Below are 18,408 nucleotides of genomic sequence, written 5' to 3'. Positions count from 1 at the left end.
AGGCCGTCAATTCCACCTCCCGAGCCCGGTTGATTCGCCGACGCTCATGAATGACAACTGTTGGCCCGCCGCCCGCGAAGGTGTCTTCCATCAAACCGCGCCCGGCTCGCCCAGCGCCAGCCGGTGTGCGAAAGCTTCCCGTTCGCGCCCGGTGTCCACGCCCTCTCGTGGGTGTACCAGGTCCGCCAGGGTGGGGAGGTGGACTGGTCTGAGTACCACCGTGGCCTCGCGGTTTCCCTGGACGACATCGTTGATCTCGATGATCTGCTCCCGGGCCTCCGGGGCCAGGGTCGGGTAGAGGATGGCCGCGCTCCCCGTGGAGCCCTGGCTCAGCGCGTAGATGGCGAGCTGGTAGAGCATGTCCCGTGGGAGCTGCGTCTCCCACAGGTCGCGGTATTTCGCATCGAGCAGGGTGAGCACCCGCTGCCCCCGCAGGATGGCGAAGTCGGGTCTTGGCGTGGGCGCCTGCCGCCTCCGGGGATTGTGGGTCGCGGCGTAGGCCATCATCCCCACGAGCCGGAACTCGTCGCGCACGGTGTACTCTCGCAGGTTCTCCTTCAAGAACCGCGACAGGAGCGCCTGGAAGAAGCGGTTCATGTCGAAGAGGAACCCCGGAAGCTCCACCGCGCGTGAGGACTCCTCCTGAATCGTCCCTCGCGCGTCGAGCAGCACCTGGATGAGGGACAGTGCCGGCCGGTAGGCGGCCGTCATCCGGTCGGTCTCGCGGATGCGCCGCTCCAGGAACTCTGGATACAGCACCACCCGCTGAACGCCCGGCAGCAGGGCCTCGAGCCGGTGGAGCCGGGTCCTCAGCCCGACGTCGTTCGTGAGCGTCAAGGCCAGCAGGAGCCCGGCACGCAGCACCCGGTTGAGCGGGTGATCCTCCAGCCGGGGATGGTGCGCGCAGCGCAGCGACGCCCGGCCCGAGCCGGCGTGCCGCATCCACCAGCCCAGGTCGATCCTTCCCCGGGGGCTCGCGAGTTCCTCCTCTCGACGCACGTACCCGCGATGCAGGCCCCGGTGGACGAGTTCCCGGGTCTCCGCTTCGAGCTGGTGGATGAGGAGATCCTGGAACGCCAGCCGGGAGGTCTCCTGCTCGAACCCCGGGAAGAGCTCGAGGTCGCGCAACCCGTAGGCGTAGCGCAGCAGCGACAGGAGCCGCGCGCCTCCCAGCTTGGGGCGGATGATGACGGGCAGGCTCCCGAGCCGGAGGGTTCCGACGTAGGACGTCGCCTCGAGGCGCAGACCCGTCCTGAGGTCTCGCACCCGGAGCATGCGCTCCCGATCGAGGTACTCGGCCAACCTGTGCACCTCGGGGTCGTCATCCAGGTGGAGGGGTGCCCCGCGTGAAGCGCCCTCCGGTGGCCAGCTCCGCCATTCCGAGAGCTCGGCGGGGATCATGGCGCGCCGGGCTCCGTGCCGGCGTCGTCCTCGGTGAGGGCCCGGGCGCTCGCCTCCGAGGCGATGACCGGTGCCGACGAGCCGATCTCCGGGCTCGGAGCGAGCAGCGCCTGGATCAGATCCAACTGCCGCTCCGGGTCGAACAGCTCGTGGCGCACCCGCTGCTCCTTGCGGCTCACCAGGCTGCTTCCCAGGATCTTCTCCAGGGCGGCCCAGTCCTCGTAGCAGTACTCCTCCAGCAGCGGGATGAGATCCTCCTGCACCACGCGAGAGAACCGGGGGAAGTCGGCGAGGGGCTCTCCGCGCTCCATGAGGTAGGCATGGCCGACCTGGAGGTTGCGTCCGTCGCGCCCGACGTGCTCGCAGATGCGCGCGTTGAGCGCCTTCAGCCAGGGGCCGAGCGGAATGCCCTCCACCATGGCCTTGCCGAGCCGCGTGATGTCCGGCATCAACTCCAGGAAGCCGAACCGGCGCCGCAACGCCGTGTCGAGCAGCGCGATGGAACGGTCCGCCGTGTTCATCGTGCCCACGAGGTAGACGTTCTCCGGCACCAGGAACGGAGCACCGCTCATCGGCAGGAGGATGGACTTGCCCCGCTTGCTCCTCTCCATCACCGTGAGCAGCTCGCCCATGATGCGCGGGATGTCGCCCCGGTTGATCTCATCGATGATGAGGTAGAAGCGCAGGTAGGGTCGGCGCCGTGCATCCAGACACAGCCGTTTGAAGATGCCATCGCGCAGCACGAAGCGCATCGGTCCACCCGAGCCGTCGTCCCGAGGCCGGTAGCCCTCGAGGAACTCCTCATAGCCATAGGAGGGGTGGAAGCAGCACATGCGTACCAGGGGGCCCTCTTCCTCCGTCCCCTTGGTGATGACGTCCTGCTGTTCGGCGTCGAGGGCCGCGAAGGGCGCTCCGAAGGCCGCGTGCGCGGACAGCTCCCGCACCGTCTGCTCGGCGAGGTGGGTCTTCCCCGTGCCCAGTGGACCATAGAGGATGACCTGTCCCTTGCGCTCCAGCACGGCCTGGATGCGTCCGTGAACGCCAGCGAGGTGAGGGGTGGGGTGGCCGCCCTGGACGTCGCCGGGCACGGGCCTGGGCCTCGGGGTGGGCGCTGGCGCCGAGGTGCTCAACAGGTGCCTCTCGATGGCGACGATGCTCTCGGACGACTCCACCTCGCGAAGCAGCGTCTGGGCGTCGGCGCCCATGCCCTCGGGGAGCTGAAACGCGCCCAGGGACAACCACTGGACGGGATGGCGGTGAGGGAAGTCCGACGCGGAGACATGGGCATAGCCCCCTTCGACGCGTCCCACGCCCAGCACCTGCTCGCCTCTCGTGGCGAGGACGAAGTCTCCCTCGAGCACCTTCACCACGAAGGAGAAGAGCTGCCTGGTCACCGTGCCCTGCCGTGGCGCCAGTCCCCCGTGGCTTCCCAGGAGGACGCCCAGGCGTTTCAAGCCTTCCCGATCGGGCGGCGTTTCCGAGAGATCTCCCAGCGCCCGTCCTTCCACCGCGATGCAGTTGCCCTCGCGCATCTGTGGCCAGTGCGCGTTGGGCCCGCCTCCGTCCAACGTGCCGAGGCACCAGTAGCGATGCGGACCGCCATGGCGCAGCTTGAGCAGCCGGGTCGTGGTGTTCATGGGCAGGCCGAGCTCCCTGGCCAGGGCGACGAAACGACCCGCGCACACGTACCGTCCCTCGCCTCCAGGCGGAATCTGGAGGAGCTTCATCAGGTGGAAGCGCTGATGGTCGGTGTTGTGGTAGTCGTCGAGCTTGTCGGGAAACAGCAGGCTCCAGTACTTGTGGCTCCAGGACAGATCGCAGAGTTCGGGCGACGCGGCCTCGAGCTGTTCCTGGAGCCGGAGGTAATCCGAGTCACTCCCATTCGAGCGAAGTCGTTCGAGCAACCTGATACCCAGCAGGAGTTGATCGCGGTGGCGCTGCGCGATCCGCACCGCCTCGGACTGGGAGAGTTCCCGCTGATTGGTGGGGCTGCCCGTCATCCAGGCACCCGTCTCCTTGCGCCGATAGATGCCGAACTTGAGCGCGCTGCCTCCGGCGATGCTGCCGAAGATGGCCGGGAACTCCTCGTCGTCCTTGAACTCGAGCCAGTACACCAGCCCGTCGCGCCGGCCATGATCGTGCATCAGCGACAGCAACTCGTCCCCGTCCAGCTGGAGCAGCCGCTCCGGGCCGAAGCGCTCCCGGAAGAGCGCGTAGAACCGCTCGAGCTGGGCCCGCGAATGAAGCTTGCCCTCGTCATCCAGCTTGCGCCGGAGTTCCTCCAGCGCATGGCCGAGCCTTTCATCGAGCACGAAGGGTCTCCTTATTCGTACCAGTTGCGCACGCGCACCTCGACGCCCACGTCCGTGCCGACGAGCCGGGTGAACTCGTTCGGGTCGCTGCCGCGCGAGTGGTAGGGATAGACGACCTTCGGCTTGAACTCGCGCACCGCGTCCGCCGCCTGGGCGACCGTCATGGTGTAGGGCAGGTTCATCGGAACGAAGGCGACGTCGATGTCGCGCAGCTGCCTCATCTCGGGGATGTCCTCCGTGTCGCCCGCGATGTAGACGCGCTCGCCACCCACGGTCAGCACGTAGCCATTGCCTCGGCCCTTCACGTGGAACTGAAGGCGGTCCGGTGTGAGGTTGTACATGGGGATGGCCTCGACGGCGATGTCCTTCACCGTCAGGGTCCCTCCATTGGCGAGCACCTGCGTGGCACCGCGCAGGCTCTCGGGCAGGGCGTCACGGACCGCCTGGGGCGCGACGATCACCGTGTCGGCCTTCACGAGCGCCGTCAGCGTGTCGGCGCTCAGGTGATCGGCGTGGATATCGGTCACGAAGACGACATCGGGCGAGGGCAGGCCCTCGAAGGGCGCGGCGCCGCCGACCGGGTCGACGTAGACCGTCTTCCCCGCCCAGCTCATCAGGAGGGACGCGTGGTTGACCGGGTGGACGATCAGGTCGCCCTGGGACGTGGGGAAGGCATCTCCCGAGAGGGTCGGCTCGGCGGGGGCAGGGGGCACCTCCGGGGAGGACGTGCACGCCGGAAGGGACAGCGACAGCCAGAGGGTCGACACAGCAAGCAGCCGGGCATTGATCATGGCCCCGCTGTAACGGCTGCCCCGCCTCACGGCAAGCGCGGAGGAGCCTCGACCGTTGGTGGGCCGCATGGTGGGCGGGCGGGCCCTGGCGCCCGGGGATGTGGGCATGGTTGTAGTGGGTATGAACTACGACGGACAGGAAACGCAGGCGTCCATGGGAATGGCGAGGACTCCCGCGGAGGAGCTCTCGAGCACTTCCACCCGGACGTTTCCGCGACCCAGCTACGAGCCCGCGTCCATCCTGGGCGGCCTCTATGGGGATGGCATCATCGCCCTGAAGGGTGCCTTCGAGCGGGCCTGGGTACAGCAGGTGGGGGAGGACATCGAGCAGCTCTTCCAGGAGGCCATCAAGCGGCCCGGCGGCGCGCTCGGGCGGGGCCCCAGTCGCTACTATGTCGAGATCCACCCGGAGCGGCTGCGCGGCTTCGTCGACCTCGTCACCCACCCCTGGGTGGTGGCGGTGTGCGAGGCGGTGCTTGGCCCGGAGTACAAGATCGTGGAGCTGGGCTTCGACATTCCCTTCCCTGGCGCCCAGAACCAGCCCTGGCACCGCGACTTCCCGTCTCCGGAGGCGACGGTGAAGGGGCGGCGCCTGAACTCGCTGGCGTTCAACCTCACCACCGTGGATGTCACCGAGGACATGGGCCCCTTCGAGATCGCGCCCGGCACGCAGTGGGACGACTCCCCGGAGTTCGACAAGGGGATGTTCCCGCCCCGCTCGTTCTACCCCCGCTATCTCGAGCGCGCCCAGCGCCGCATGCCGAAGATGGGTGACATCTCGGCGCGCTCCGCCCTCACCATCCATCGGGGCACGGCCAACCACTCGGACAAGTCCCGGCCGACCCTCGTCCTTGGCGTGGACGCGCCGGATGGCCGCAATGCGGAGCGGCATGATCTCCAGCTCAGCCGGAGCTTCGTCGAGACATTGCCGGAGCTGGTGCGCCAGCACCTGATCTACCGCGTGGTGGGAGAGCTGGAGCCCATCGTGCAGGCCCACACCATCGAGGGATTGGTGAAGCCGGACGACACCTGAGGAGTGGGCGGGGTGGACGTTTGCATGGCCCGTGGCGTTTCGTTACGGTGCCTGGGAGCGTCCCCCTTGCCCCTTGCTCCTCCTCAGCCCTTCCCGCTGCGCTGGCACCTCGTCCGGCTCGTGAGCGGGACGCTTCTGCCCGCGGTCGCCTTCGCCGCGGTCGTGGCCTTCCAACTGGCGCGCGTGGAGCGTGGGGCCGTCGAGCGGCGCGCGGTGCAATCGGCCCGCGCGCTCGCGGAGTCCTTCGAACGTGAGATGTCCGGCTCCATCCAGGCGCTCCAGGCCCTGGCCGAGTCCGACCGGCTCGATCGTGGCGAGCTGGAGTCCTTCCAGAGGGAGAGTGAGCGGGTCCTCCGCACGCAGCCGTCGTGGAGGCACGTGTTGCTGCTCTCGCCAGAAGGGCAGCCGCTGGTGAACACCGCCTATGCGTTTGGCACCGCGCTCCCGGCTCTCGCCGATCGGGAGAGCTTCGCGCGCGTCCTCGAGACCCGCCAACCCCTCGTGGGGAGTCTCGCGGTGGGCAAGGGTGCCAGGAAGCAACTCGCCTTTCCCGTCCGGGTGCCGGTGTTGCGCGAGGGCGTCCTCCGGTACGTGCTCACGGCCGTCATCACGCCGCAGTCGCTCGCTGGCATTGTCGACAGCCCGTCGTCCGACAGCGGGGAATGGACGCGCGTGCTGGTGGATGAAGCGGGGACGGTGGTGGCCCGCACCCGGCAGCCCGAGCGCTTCGTGGGGCGGACGGCGACGCCCCCTTTTCTCGAGAAGACCCGGGCCGTGTTCGAAGGCCTGTATGCCGACGTGTCGATGGACGGCGAGCGGGTCTATGTGGCGTTCAGCCATTCGAACCCCTCGGGGTGGACCGCGGCGGTCGTCAGTCCCAGGCGACTGCTGGACGCGCCCGTGTGGGACTCGATGCTCGCTGTCGGGGGCCTGGGGCTCGTGTTCCTGCTGGTGAGCGCGGGCGGCGCCTGGGTCTTCTCCCGGCGGCTCGAGCGCTCCATCTCCGAGGCCTCCGCCGCCGCGGCCGCGCTCGCCGAGGGCCACCCTCACCGCATGGCGTCCTCCAGCGTGTGGGAGCTCGCGCGGCTCGGTGAGGCCCTGGAGCGCTCCAGGCTGTTGCTGCGCGAGCGGGAGGTCGAACGGGACGCGCACCTCGCCAGCGCCGAGGCGGCACGGGCCGAGGCCGTCGCGGCGGCGCGGGCCAAGGACGAGTTCCTCGCCATGCTCGGACACGAGCTGCGCAACCCCCTCGCCCCCATCGTGAGCTCGCTGGAACTGCTGCGCAGGCGAGGGCTCGCGCGCACACCCGAGCACGAGGTCATCTCGCGGCAACTCCGGCACGTCGTCCGGCTCGTGGATGATCTGCTCGACGTGGCGAGGATCACCCGCGGGCAGATGTCGCTGCGCCGCGAACCACTCGAGCTCGTGTCCGTGGTCACCCGGGCCGTGGAGGCGGCCTCGCCCCTGATCGAGCAGCGGCGCCATGCCCTGGAGGTCCACGTGCCCTCCTCGGGGCTGCTCGTCCTGGCGGACGCCGATCGACTGACGCAGGTGGTGGCCAACCTCCTCACCAACGCGGCCCGCTACACGCCTTCCGGAGGACACATCCGGCTGCGGGCCCACGGCCACGAGGGGAGCATCGCGCTCGCCGTCGAGGACGATGGGCAGGGAATCCCACCGGAGCTGCGCTCGCGAATCTTCGAGCCGTTCGTGCAGGGGCCCCGGTCGCTCGATCGCAGCGAGGGCGGACTGGGCATCGGCCTGGCGCTCGTGCGCAGCCTCGTCGAGGCGCATGGGGGGCATGTCGAGCTTCACAGCGATGGACCCGGTCGGGGCAGCACCTTCACGGTCTGGCTGCCGCGACACGTCCAGGCGGAGATTCCGGTCCTCGAGGACGTGCGGAAGGCGTTTGTTCCCCATGCGGCCACGCCCGGGCACGCCGTGCGCGTCCTCGTCGTCGACGACAATGTCGATGCCGCCGAGGCGCTGGCCGAGTTGCTGGGCCTGAGCGGATACGAGGTGGCCGTGGCGCACGATTGGGCGGGTGCGCTGAGCCGGGCCGAGGACTTCCGGCCGGAGATGGCGCTGCTCGATATCGGCCTGCCAGAAGTGGATGGGTACGGGGTCGCCGAGCGCATCCGGGAACGGTTGGGGCCGGCGAGCCCCGTCTTCGCCGCGCTCACGGGCTTCGGCCAGGAGACGGACCGCGCACGCACTGCCGCGGCGGGCTTCCGTCGGCACTTCGTGAAGCCCATCGACATCGACGAACTGACCGCGTTCATCGAGTCGCTGCGACCGGCGCGAAGCGGGGCCGCGTAGGGACTCCCTCGTGCGAGGGGCTGGCTGCCCCTCTTCCAGGCGCACGGGGTTGCCTCGCGGCTGGAATCTTCATGGAATGCGGCGAGCGACGGATCCGGTTTCCGCTGCCGTCACCTCTGCCCTGGACACGATGCCGCCCGACAACTTCGAGCAGAAGTCCCCCCCGCAGCCTTCCGACCCCCGGTTGCCTGCTTCCCCTTCGAAGCACAATGAGCTCGCGTCGGCTCTGGCCGCGCCCTTCGATCTGGATGCCGCGGGTGTGGGCGTGATGCTTCGCACGCTCCTGGCGTGGCCGGCTCGGGTCCCCGAGTCGCTCCTCGTCGACAACATGCCGGACCCGTTCGCCCTCCGGCTGACGGCCACGAGTCCGGGTGGCGTGCGGACGCAGGGGCTGTGGCTCATCGCGACGTCGAACAACCTGCCCCATGCCTTCCCGCTCTACCGGTGGAACGAGGCGCGGGCGTGCTTCGATGTGGCCGAGAAGGACGGGCGCCACCTGTGCGTGTTTCCCGAGGGTCACCTGCCAGCGTGGTGGAACCGGGGCGAGCCGGTGCCCACCGAGCCGGATCTGCCCGCGGATCTCCTGTTCGCGCGCTGGGCGCCGGAGATCTTCGAGTTCGGAGAGCGGCTGGTGCTCTTCTACACCGCGCGTGACCGTCAGGGCGTGCTGCGCAGTGCCTACGCCACCAGCCGCTGCATCGAGGGCCCCTGGACGGACCATGGGCCGCTGGACGTCAATCCGCGCGTGAAGGAGCTCGTCCCCGACTATCCGGGGGAGAACCTGGAACTGGGCACCATCGACGGGACCCTGGTGCGCTTCGAGGACTCGAGCGGACGCAAGCGCCACGCGCTGGTGGTCAAGGTGGATGGCAATGCGCTGCGCTGGGTGGATCCGATCACCGGGCAGAAGCGCGTCGCGCCGACCCCGTTGGTCGCGCGCGAGTTCACCTTCGGGGAGGAGGGAGCGCTCCGCTTCGTCGGCACGCCCCATGTCATCCTCTCGGATGGGCCCCAGCACGGCGGACTCGTCGAGGGGCAGTTCTTCGTCCGGGAGAACGGGCAGCTCTACGTCATCTACAGCGCGGGCTTCTTCGGCAATCACGAGTACCGCACGTACGTGGGCAAGATCGATGACGTCCTGCACGGCGAGGTCCGCGACGAGCGGCTGTTGATGGACAGCCAGAGTCCGGCGTTGGGCGGCGCGTGGAACGGACCGGGGCACCCCTCGTTGGAGAAGCTGGGCGACGGCCTGTACGCGCTCTATCTCCACGCGTGGCGCAATGGGACCGATTACGTCGCCCACGGCGAGGCGCGAAAGGTGCTGCGCTTCCACCTGTCCTTCCGTGACGAGCACGGCCAGGCGTGTGAGCCGTTCGTCGTCGAGGATCGCCAGGGCTCGCGCGGCGCGCCGCGGACGGTCGAAGCGGCCTGACGCGCTCGGCTGGCCGCCCAAGGGGGGCCGGAGAGATTTCATGATAAAGGCACGCCACGCGGCCAGAATCCGCGGGCCGCGCACCCGCTGCGCCTGCTCCCGGTGCGGGCCCACGCCTCTCTCCCCCCATCCAGATGATCCCGACCTCCCTGCTCACCGCGCTCCTGTCCGCCACTGCCACCGCTCCGTCCCCGGCGATCGAGAGTGGCTACCACACGCCGCCCGCGCCGATCGCGCGGATCCTCGCGGCGCCTCCCACGCCGACGGTGCGCGTGAGTCCGGATCACCAGACGATGGCGCTCCTGGGCCGCGAGAACCTGCCGACCATCGCCAACGTGTCGAAGCCAATCCTGCGGCTGGGCGGCTACCGCATCGATCCGGCCACCAATGGACCGGCGGAGGTGCGCGTGCAGTGGAGCAACTCGCTGTCCTTCCAGGAGGTGGCGAGCGGGAAGGTGACACCGGTGCGCCTGCCGGCCGATGCGCGTTTCTTCGCGCCGGACTGGTCTCCGGACGGCAAGCGGCTCGCGCTCATCGTCCAGCAGCCGGAGGGGCTGGCGCTGTGGGTGGCGGAGCGGGACGGCTCGGCGCGGCTCCTGGTGACGGGGCTGAACGCCGCCTTCGGCACGCCCTACGACTGGACGCCGGACAGCCGCGCCCTGATCGTGCGGCGGGTGAAGGCGGATCGGGGCGAGCCACCGGTCGCCTCCGGCACGCCCACCGGCCCGATCGTGGAGGAGAGCATCGGCCGGGTGACGGCCGCGCGCACCTATCAGGACCTGCTCCAGAACGCGGCGGACGAGGCGCTGTTCGACCATTACTTCACCGGCCAGCTCGAGCGTGTTCCCCTCGATGGCTCGGCGTCGCGGGCGATCGGCGCGCCGGGGCTGATCACTGATTTCTCCGTGTCGCCGGACGGCCGCTATCTGCTCACCGAAACGCTGAAGCGGCCCTATTCCTATCTGCTGCCCGCCCCCTTGTTCCCCACGGTGATCGCGGTGTCGACCCTGGACGGGCAGCCGGTGAAGACGATCGCCGACCGGCCGCTGGCGGATGATCTGCCGGTCGACTTCGATGCGGCCGTCAAGGGCCCGCGCGAGGTGAAGTGGCGCTCCGATGCTCCGGCGACGCTGCTCTGGGCCGAGGCCCAGGATGGGGGCGATCCCAAGGCGAACGTGCCCTTCCATGATCGCCTGTGGATGCAGGCGGCCCCGTTCGACGTGGCGCCGGTGAAGCTCGCGGATCTCCAGCACCGGTTCGCGAAGGTTCTCTGGGGCCGTGGCGACCATGCGCTGGTGATCGATCGCAAGTGGAAGACGCGCACCGAGCGGCGCTCGGCGGTGGATCCCTCCAAGCCCGGCACGGCGCGGCTGATCGTCGAGCGCAACTACCAGGACCAGTATGGCGATCCCGGGATGCCGCTCTTGGAGGACAACGCCGCGGGCAAGCCGGTGATGCGCTACACGCCGGATGGGCGCGCCCTCTTCGTGTCGGGCGAGGGCGCGACGCGCGAGGGCGCCTTTCCCTTCCTCGATCGGCAGGAGCTCGCGGACGGCAAGGCGACGCGGCTGTGGGTCGCCAAGGCCCCCTACTATGAGGACGTGGTGGCGTTGCTCGACGAGGGCGGCGGCCGCATCCTGACCCGCCGCGAGAGCGCGAAGGAGACGCCGAACTACTTCATCCGCACGGTGAAGACGGGCAAGGCCAAGGCGGTCACCGCCTTCATGGATCCAGCGCCGATCTTCGCGGGCGTCGCCCAGAAGACCATCACCTATGCCCGGGCCGATGGCCTGCCCTTGTCGGGCACGCTCTACCTGCCGGCCGGTTACGAGCCGAAGCGGGACGGGCCGCTGCCGACGCTGCTGTGGGCCTATCCGGCCGAGTACACGGATCCCAAGGTCGCCGGGCAGACGGTGGATCAGGGCAACCGCTTCACCCGCCCGCGCGGCAGCAGCCACCTGTTCATGCTGACCCAGGGCTACGCGGTGCTGGACGGTCCCGCCATGCCAATCGTCGGTCCGAATGGGACCGAGCCCAACGACACCTATATCGAGCAACTGAAGGCGGACGCCGAGGCCGCCGTCGACGCGGTGGTGAAGCTGGGGGTGGCCGATCGTCACCGCCTGGCGGTGGGCGGTCACAGCTATGGCGCCTTCATGACGGCCAACCTGCTCGCCCATACCGATCTGTTCCGCGCGGGCCTCGCGCGCTCGGGCGCGTACAACCGGACGCTCACCCCGTTCGGCTTCCAGTCCGAGCAGCGCACCTACTGGCAGGCGACGGACATCTACACGAAGATGAGCCCATTCACGTTCGCCCATCAGATCAACGAGCCCCTGCTGCTCATCCATGGCGGAGCCGACGACAACCAGGGCACCTTCCCGGTCCAGTCGGAGCGCTTCTACGCCGCGCTCAAGGGCAATGGCGCGACCGTGCGCTACGTCGTGTTGCCGAACGAGCCGCATGGCTACCGCGCCATGGAGTCGACCGGGCACACGCTCTGGGAGATGGCCCAGTGGCTCGAGCGCTACGTGAAGAACGCGCCCGCGCCCGTGGCCGGTGGAAAGCCGGAGACGCGGTAGGCGCTCATTCCTCGATGAGTGGCAGCGCCAGGACGAAGAGGGCTCCCTTGCCGAGTTCCGACCGCACCGTCAGCGTGCCGCCGTGCGCCTCGGCGATGCTGCGCACGAGGTACAGCCCGAGGCCGAGCCCCTTGGAGCCCGGTCCCTTGGAGAAGCGCTCGAAGAGCCGGGGCATCACCTCCGGGGCGATGCCGGGCCCCTGATCCTTCACCGAGATGAGGGCCCACGCTCCGTCCTCGCGCTGCTGGCGGTTGACGTCGATGTTCACCGGTAGGTCGACCGGGGAGTACTTCTGCGCATTGGCCACCAGGTTCGCGAGTGCCTGGCGGAGGCGGGCCGGATCCGCTTGCGCCACCAGTTCCTGCATGCCGGTGAGCTGGACCTCCTTGCCGGGGGTACTGGCCACCTGGGCCACCTCCTCGGCGAGCGCCACCAGATCCACCGGGTACTGCTGCAGGGTGAAGAGTCCCTGCTCCAGCCTGCCCACGTCCAAGAGGTCCGAGATGAGCTGGCTGAGTGCCTTGAGGGATTGCTCGGCGGCTTCGACATCGCGCAGGTAGGGCACGGCCTTCTCCCGGGCCGCGCGCCGGTGGATCAACTCGAGGCGGATCCGCATGGGCGTCAGGTGGTTGCCCAGGTCGTGCGCCAGGACGGTGATGAGCTCCTCGGCGGCGGTGCGGCGACCCTGCTCCAGGGCTGCCTTGGTCAGTGCTTCGCCGAGTTCGACCCGGTGGGCCACGATGCCCACCCATCGGGCCGCCGATTCGAGGAAGCGCACATCGTCCGTGTTGAAGAAGTCCGGGGTGCAGGACTGCACGTCGAGCACTCCCCTGGGCTTGCCGCCCACCTCGATGAGGACTCCGATATGTGAGCGGACACCAAGCCCTTGTTTGATTCCCACCAGCTCGTCCGGATCCTCATCCTGGCGGGGGTGGTGCCACGTCTTGCCCGTCTGGAAGACCTCCACGGTCCGCCCTCCGTTGGTGACGGGAATGCGGTCCAGGCCCAAGGCCTTTTGTTTCCTGCCCAGCGGGCTGTCACTCGTCCCCACGGCGACGAGGGTGGTGGTGGACGGCTCGAAGAGGAACACGTCGACCTTGTCGGCGCGGGTGAGTTCGATGACGCACTGGGCGACCTGACCCATCGCCGACTCCACATCCGTGGGCGTGATCTCCAGCAACTCCTCGAGCGCCTGGAGCATCCGGTCTCGCTGCTCCGGTGTACCTTCCTTCTTCTCCGAGGTCATGGCCTCACGATGGCCATGACGAGGATGGCTGCACGATGAACCCGAGAAGGATGCAGGACCAGGGTGCGAGGGTCTACCTGCCCGCCGGGTGGCCTGGCCTCTTCCCGAGCGGCCGGGTGTTGGTGACCTGGAGCCCCGAGCCGGCGGCGTAGACGAACACCTCACTGGCGGGAGGAACCTCGATGGAGGCGCGCCGGACTCCGCCACCGAACAGGAGTTCCGCCTCGACCTGGTGGGTGCCCGGCACGAGGCCGTGGACGATGGCGGTCCGCCCATCATCGGAGGGCCTGCGCACATGGTCCACCGCCACGGAGCAGGACTTCTGGCAGCGGACGTGGAGGATGGAGCCGGCCTCCTTCTTCCGCGCCACGGGAGCCACCGGGCGGGAGCCCGCGCCGCTCTTCGGAGACGAGGACTCCCGCGGGGACACGAGCAGCCCGCCCTTCGCGTCGACATAGACGCTGGTCTCGGGCACGTCTGGGATGTCGAGATAGCGGGTGGCCAGGGAACGGCCGAGGAAGCCCTTCACCTCGAGGCGCCGCTTGCCGGGAGCGACATCCTTGAACTCCCAATCCCACGGGGCGTCATGAAGGCGCCGGCCCGGCTTCCCCTCGAGGAGGACGGTGCAGGTCTCGACGCAGCGGATCCGCAGCGTGGTGCCCTCGGCGGCGAACGCGGAGGGCGCGAGCAACAGGAGAAGGAGGCAGAGCGCTCGCATGAAGGGTCAGGACGCGCCGCTCGGAGGCGGGGAAGGGGAGCGGAGGGAGGAGGCGCGCAGCAGGCGGAGGACGACGGCGCGCAGCTCCTCGTTGGTGGCACGGGACTTCACCAGCACGGCGGACACCTGGCGGGCCAGCTCCGGTTCGGCCTCGCGCACGGAGAAGAGCACCACCGGAGCGGTGGCGAGCAGTGGCTCCAGGGGCAGCAGTCCGCCCTCGGGCAGGACGTTCTCGGCGATGACCAACGGGAAGGATTCGGCGCGGAGCGCGGACTCGGCCTCCGGTGGGTTGCGCGCGGGGACCATGTCCGCCACGTCCCTCAACACGTCCGCCACCACGCGGCGGTTGTCCTCGTCCGCCTCCACGTGCAGCAGGCGGGGACGACCGGATCCTGGCCCGGACGCCACGGCCGTCATCTCCCGGAGCGGCACGGGCGGGTCGCGGGGGTCCGCCGGGGCATGCCACTCGGGCAGCTCCACCCGGAAGGTGGTGCCAACGCCCTCGCGTGAAACGAAATCCAGCGTGCCTCCCTGCTGCGTCACCAGCGCCCGGGTGATGGAGAGCCCCAGTCCGGTGCCTCCCTTGCGCCGGCTGTCCGAGCCATCCGCCTGGGCGAACTTCTCGAAGATGCGCGCGCGGAAGGACTCGGGGATGCCCGGGCCGTGATCCTCCACGCTCACGCGCAGCCGCGAGCCCACCCGCTCCAGCCGCAGCGTGACGCGCTCGCCGCGGGGGGAGAACTTGAGCGCGTTGGACAACAGGTTGGCGAGCACCTGGAGGAAGCGGTCTCCGTCGACGAGGGCCCGGGCGCCGGGTGCCTCCAGCGCCAGCTCCACCCGGGCATCGCACTCCTGCGCGTAGCCCTGGTGCGCCTCGACGGCCTGGGCGAGCAGCGTGCCCAGCTCCAGGGGCTCGAGCTGGAAGTCCAGCTTGCCCGACTCCATCTTCTCCAGGTCGAGGATGTCGTTGATGAGGCGGATGAGGCGCTCGGTGTTGGTCCGCGCGATGCGCACCATGTCCTGGGCCTGGGGAGGCAGCTCCCCGAGGATGCCCCCCTCCAGCAGGCCGAGCGAGCCGCGAATGGAGGTCAGGGGCGTGCGCAGCTCATGGCTGACGGTGGAGACGAACTCGCTCTTCATCAGCTCCACCTGTCGCTGCTCGGCCTCCAGGCGCTTCTGCTCGGTGACGTTGCGCGCCACCCCGTAGAAGATGCCCTCCTCCACGTTGACGGTGGCGTTCCACTGGAGCCAGTGCCAGGTGCCGTCCTGACCCTGGCAGCGGTGCTCGAAGCGGGGGAGCGGCTCGCCCCGGGCCCCGCGCGCCAACCACTCGGCGGTGGCGGCGCGATCCTCCTCGTGCACCAGCTCCAGCAGCGGCCTCGCCAACAGCGCCTGCTCGGAGTAGCCGAGCGTGCGCGTCCACGCCTGGCCGAGTTGCCGGAAGGTTCCATCCAGTCCGGCGATGCAGAGCATGTCCACCGACAGCTCGAAGAAGCGCTCCTGCTGGGCCAGCGCGGTGCGTGCCTCCTTCATGGAGAGGGCATTGAGTTCCAGCTCCACCCACGAGGCCATGTCCTCCAACTGCTGGCGCTCCGCCTCGGAGAAGTCGCGTGCCCGGCGGTCGAGGAGGCAGAGTGTTCCCACGGGGCTGCCGTCCGAGGCGTGGATGGGATGGCCCGCGTAGAAGCGCACGTGGGGCGTGCTCGTGACGAGCGGGTTGTCGGCGAAGCGCGGATCCTCCAGGGCGTCGCGCACCACGAAGGTGTGGGCGGTGAGGATGGCGTGGCCGCAGAAGGAGATGCCGCGCGCCGTGGAGGGGGTATCCAGGCCCACCCGCGCCTTGAACCACTGCCGCGACTCGTCCAGCAGCGACACGAGGGAGATGGGGACCTGGAACATCCGCGCCGCCATCCGGACGATGCGGTCGAAGCGCTCCTCGGCCGGGGTGTCCAACAGGCCCAGGCGCAACAGGGCCTGGAGTCGCCTGGGTTCATCGAGCGGCAGGAGAGGGGGGATCATCCAACCCCAGTCTATCCGCGCCCCTGGAGCGTGGGGGGATGGCGTCCGCTCGTCCGCACGGGGAGAAGGGTCTCCGGGGGGAGGTCCGGACGTGTCCTGGGCGTCGACGAGCCAGGGCCTGGTCGGGGGCCCCCCGGCGCATCGGGGAGGCGGACCCGTCATCCGCGCGGCACAGGACTTACGGTTCAAGGGCAACACGACAGCGCGGAGGCGCCCCATGACACACATCAACCAGGAGATTCCCCGGGAGCAATGGGCGGATTACCTCGCCCGGATCAGCAAGCAGGAACACGACGAATGGGTGCGCGTCGAGTCCATCAGCCCCGAGATGGGAGACCAGCCCCTGTCCGAACGCCTGCCGCTCGTCGACATCATGCTGGAGACCAAGGGCAGTGAGGCGGGCGCGGTGCAGATCATCGTGGGCCGCGAGAACGAGTCAATCACCCATCGGATCCTCGAACCGGAGCGCCTCGTCGCCGAGTTGAACGGCAATGGCGGCGTGTTGGAGTGTCTGGAGATCTGTGAGCGCGGAAATGGCAAGACGCTCATCTTCTTCGAGCGCACCTCCGTCTTCGACGACATGGCGGCCCCGATCTGAGCTTGCGAGCCGGTGACGCGCCTGGGGCGTGGCTCCAGGCGCGCTGGCTCAGCGGGGCTCGGCCTTCTTGAAGCGCAGCCGCTTGGCCGCCTCGAAGCTCACGCGATCCCGGGGCGGCGTCGTCGCCACCAGCCCCTCGAGCATGCGCTTGGAACTCTGGAAGATCTCCTCGACGGCGATCTCGAAGGCGTCGGCGTTCTGTTTCGACGGCTTGCGAGTGCCGGCGATCTTCCGGACGAACTGCAGCGCCGCCGCGCGGATGTCTTCGTCGGTGGCGGGAGGCGCGAAGTTGAACAGGGGCTTGATGTTCCGGCACATGTCCCAAGTCTAGCAGCTCCCGGCCCATGCTTCCGCGCTCCGGGCTTCAGCCGAGGAAGTGGGCCAGATGACGCAGGAGCTCCTCGGGACGCTCCTCCGGAATGGCATGGCCGCACTCGGGAATGAGGTGTCCGGCCACGTCGTCGGCGATGGGCACGAGCTGGCGATACAACGCCTCGCCGACCACGTTTCCGCCCAGCGCCAGGGTCGGAATCCTCAGGCGGGACCGCGCGGCCTCCTGGATGAGGGCGGCGTTGCCCTTGAAGGCCCGGTAGGGTCCGAAGCCACCCCGCAGGCCCTCCTCTCCGGAGAAGGCGGCCACGTATTCCTCACGCGCCTCGGGCCGGATGCCCCGTTGCCCGTAGGTGTGATGGACGTAGAACCAGTCGAGATAGGCCCCCTCGTTGCCGACCAGGACGCGCTCCGCCAGTTCGGGCACCTCGTGGAAGCCGAACCACCACGGTTTGCCCTGCGCGAGGAAGGACTCCGCGCCCGGCAGGCCCGCGAGGAGGGCCTCGCTCAACACCAACCGGCGCACCTTGCCCGGGTGGCGCAACGCCAGCATGAAGGCGACCTCCGTACCGAGATCGTGCGCGACGACATCGGCGCGGCGCACTCCGAGATGCTCGAGCAGGGCGGCGGCATCGTCGGCCAGGGTGTGCAGGTCATAACCCGTCTGGGGCCGGCTGCTGTGCCCGAAGCCACGCAGGTCCGGGGCGATCACCGTCCGGGTCGCGGCCAGGGTGGGAATGACGCGTGCCCAGGTGAACCAGGTGAACGGCCAGCCATGCAGCAGCAGCAGGGGTTCGCCGCCGTGACCGGCGAGCGTGTAGTGCACCTGGATGCCATTGACCCGCGCGAAGTGGTGCCCGAAGCCGGGGGCCTCCAGGGTCTTGAGCGGTCGTGGGGAAGGCTTCATGCGTGTCTCCTCGTGGGAAGGCACGCATTAGTCACTTGGAGAGACCTGGTGTAAAGAGGATACCTGGAAGTGTTCTGGTTACCTGGAGGGAACCCTGGTGGCGATGAAGAAGGAGCGCAAGGGAGATGCCTACTCGGCGCGCTGTCCGGCGCGTCTGGTGTTGGATCAGATCGGCGACAAGTGGACCGTGCTGCTGCTGGGGGTGCTCGTGAAGCAACCCACGCGCTTCAACGAGTTGAAGCGACGGCTCCAAGGGGTGTCGCAGAAGATGCTGGGACAGACCCTCAAGAAGCTCGAGCGCAACGGTCTGGTGACCCGGCAGGTCTTCGCCACGGTTCCGGTCTCCGTGGAGTACGCCATCACTCCGCTCGGGCGGACGCTCGCGGGCACGGTGGACGCGCTTCGCCAGTGGGCCGAGCAACACATCGACGAGGTCGCCCGGGCCCAGGAGCGCTTCGACGCGCGTCCTTGAACAGGGACGGGACGGGCATCCGGATGGCCGCTGTGGTGTTGAAGCTCGGGCCGCCACAGCCAGATAGGGCTCCTGTCCTTCCTATGCTCCAGGCTGGCGACAGCGCAAACAGAATCAAAGACAGCAGGCGGCGGGTCTGCGGCATGGGACGGTGGCTCGCGGCGGAGAAGGCCCTCACGATATCAGGTGCGTAGCGTCGCCATTTCTCGGGCCCGGCTCGGCCATGGGTTGTGAATACGGGTTCCCGC

General features: G+C 69.1%; 14 protein-coding genes. 6 read left to right on the top strand and 8 right to left on the bottom strand.

The features are described from left to right. Window positions 1–90: 90 nt before the first annotated feature. Genes D187_RS09330 through D187_RS09320 form a run of 3 tightly spaced genes read right to left on the bottom strand, consistent with a single transcriptional unit; the run spans window position 91 to window position 4,504 of the window. The gene (locus tag D187_RS09330) at window positions 91–1,401 is read right to left on the bottom strand and encodes an McrC family protein (RefSeq protein ID WP_002627817.1); all 1,311 of its coding nucleotides are present in this window, start codon (window positions 1,399–1,401) and stop codon (window positions 91–93) included. After that, complete coding sequence (locus D187_RS09325) at window positions 1,398–3,713, bottom strand: AAA family ATPase (protein WP_002627815.1); 2,316 nt, start codon at window positions 3,711–3,713, stop codon at window positions 1,398–1,400. Before D187_RS09325 ends, D187_RS09330 begins: the two co-directional genes overlap by 4 nt. A gap of 11 nt (window positions 3,714–3,724) precedes the next feature. Further along, on the bottom strand, window positions 3,725–4,504 hold the full coding sequence (locus D187_RS09320) for an MBL fold metallo-hydrolase (RefSeq protein ID WP_002627813.1): 780 nt from the start codon (window positions 4,502–4,504) through the stop codon (window positions 3,725–3,727). A 106-nt stretch (window positions 4,505–4,610) separates the two neighbouring features. Here D187_RS09320 and D187_RS09315 point away from each other — a divergent pair, with 106 nt between their 5' ends. The 4 genes from D187_RS09315 (at window position 4,611) to D187_RS09300 (ending at window position 11,870) form a co-directional block, all read left to right on the top strand. Beyond that, window positions 4,611–5,537: a phytanoyl-CoA dioxygenase family protein gene (locus D187_RS09315; protein ID WP_081713644.1), complete on the top strand. Its 927-nt coding sequence runs from the start codon at window positions 4,611–4,613 to the stop codon at window positions 5,535–5,537. 66 nt (window positions 5,538–5,603) lie between these two features. After that, window positions 5,604–7,856, top strand: coding sequence for a hybrid sensor histidine kinase/response regulator (locus tag D187_RS09310; RefSeq protein ID WP_002627810.1), 2,253 nt, complete (start codon window positions 5,604–5,606; stop codon window positions 7,854–7,856). A gap of 76 nt (window positions 7,857–7,932) precedes the next feature. Continuing rightward, a complete protein-coding gene (locus D187_RS09305) occupies window positions 7,933–9,288 on the top strand; it encodes a family 43 glycosylhydrolase (protein ID WP_155893268.1) in 1,356 nt (451 codons plus the stop codon). A 134-nt stretch (window positions 9,289–9,422) separates the two neighbouring features. Beyond that, the gene (locus tag D187_RS09300) at window positions 9,423–11,870 is read left to right on the top strand and encodes a S9 family peptidase (RefSeq protein ID WP_002627803.1); all 2,448 of its coding nucleotides are present in this window, start codon (window positions 9,423–9,425) and stop codon (window positions 11,868–11,870) included. A 4-nt stretch (window positions 11,871–11,874) separates the two neighbouring features. Here D187_RS09300 and D187_RS09295 read toward each other — a convergent pair whose 3' ends face one another. From D187_RS09295 to D187_RS09285, 3 genes are all read right to left on the bottom strand, one after another. Then, window positions 11,875–13,116, bottom strand: a complete 1,242-nt coding sequence (locus D187_RS09295) for a GAF domain-containing sensor histidine kinase (RefSeq protein ID WP_002627801.1) — start codon at window positions 13,114–13,116, stop codon at window positions 11,875–11,877. A gap of 73 nt (window positions 13,117–13,189) precedes the next feature. Beyond that, window positions 13,190–13,834, bottom strand: coding sequence for a hypothetical protein (locus tag D187_RS09290; protein WP_002627799.1), 645 nt, complete (start codon window positions 13,832–13,834; stop codon window positions 13,190–13,192). Between the two features lie 6 nt (window positions 13,835–13,840). Next, the gene (locus D187_RS09285; RefSeq protein ID WP_002627798.1) at window positions 13,841–15,853 is read right to left on the bottom strand and encodes an ATP-binding protein; all 2,013 of its coding nucleotides are present in this window, start codon (window positions 15,851–15,853) and stop codon (window positions 13,841–13,843) included. 217 nt (window positions 15,854–16,070) lie between these two features. On the opposite strand from D187_RS09285, the gene D187_RS09280 reads away from it, so the two are divergent. Next, window positions 16,071–16,451 carry a DUF5335 family protein gene (locus tag D187_RS09280; RefSeq protein WP_002627796.1) on the top strand — a complete coding sequence of 127 codons (381 nt, stop codon included), beginning with the start codon at window positions 16,071–16,073 and terminating at the stop codon, window positions 16,449–16,451. A gap of 48 nt (window positions 16,452–16,499) precedes the next feature. Here D187_RS09280 and D187_RS09275 read toward each other — a convergent pair whose 3' ends face one another. Further along, window positions 16,500–16,769 (bottom strand): DUF2277 domain-containing protein, encoded by a 270-nt coding sequence (locus D187_RS09275; protein ID WP_002627794.1) that lies wholly within the window; start codon window positions 16,767–16,769, stop codon window positions 16,500–16,502. Window positions 16,770–16,815: 46 nt separating this feature from the next. Beyond that, window positions 16,816–17,688, bottom strand: a complete 873-nt coding sequence (locus tag D187_RS09270; RefSeq protein ID WP_002627792.1) for an alpha/beta fold hydrolase — start codon at window positions 17,686–17,688, stop codon at window positions 16,816–16,818. Window positions 17,689–17,791: 103 nt separating this feature from the next. On the opposite strand from D187_RS09270, the gene D187_RS09265 reads away from it, so the two are divergent. After that, the gene (locus tag D187_RS09265) at window positions 17,792–18,160 is read left to right on the top strand and encodes a winged helix-turn-helix transcriptional regulator (protein ID WP_043428952.1); all 369 of its coding nucleotides are present in this window, start codon (window positions 17,792–17,794) and stop codon (window positions 18,158–18,160) included. Window positions 18,161–18,408: the final 248 nt, after the last annotated feature.

Source organism: Cystobacter fuscus DSM 2262 (genome assembly GCF_000335475.2).
GTDB classification, from domain to species: domain Bacteria; phylum Myxococcota; class Myxococcia; order Myxococcales; family Myxococcaceae; genus Cystobacter; species Cystobacter fuscus.
The sequence above is the reverse complement of the archived record's forward strand: the minus strand, read 5'-3'. Positions and strand labels throughout refer to the sequence as shown.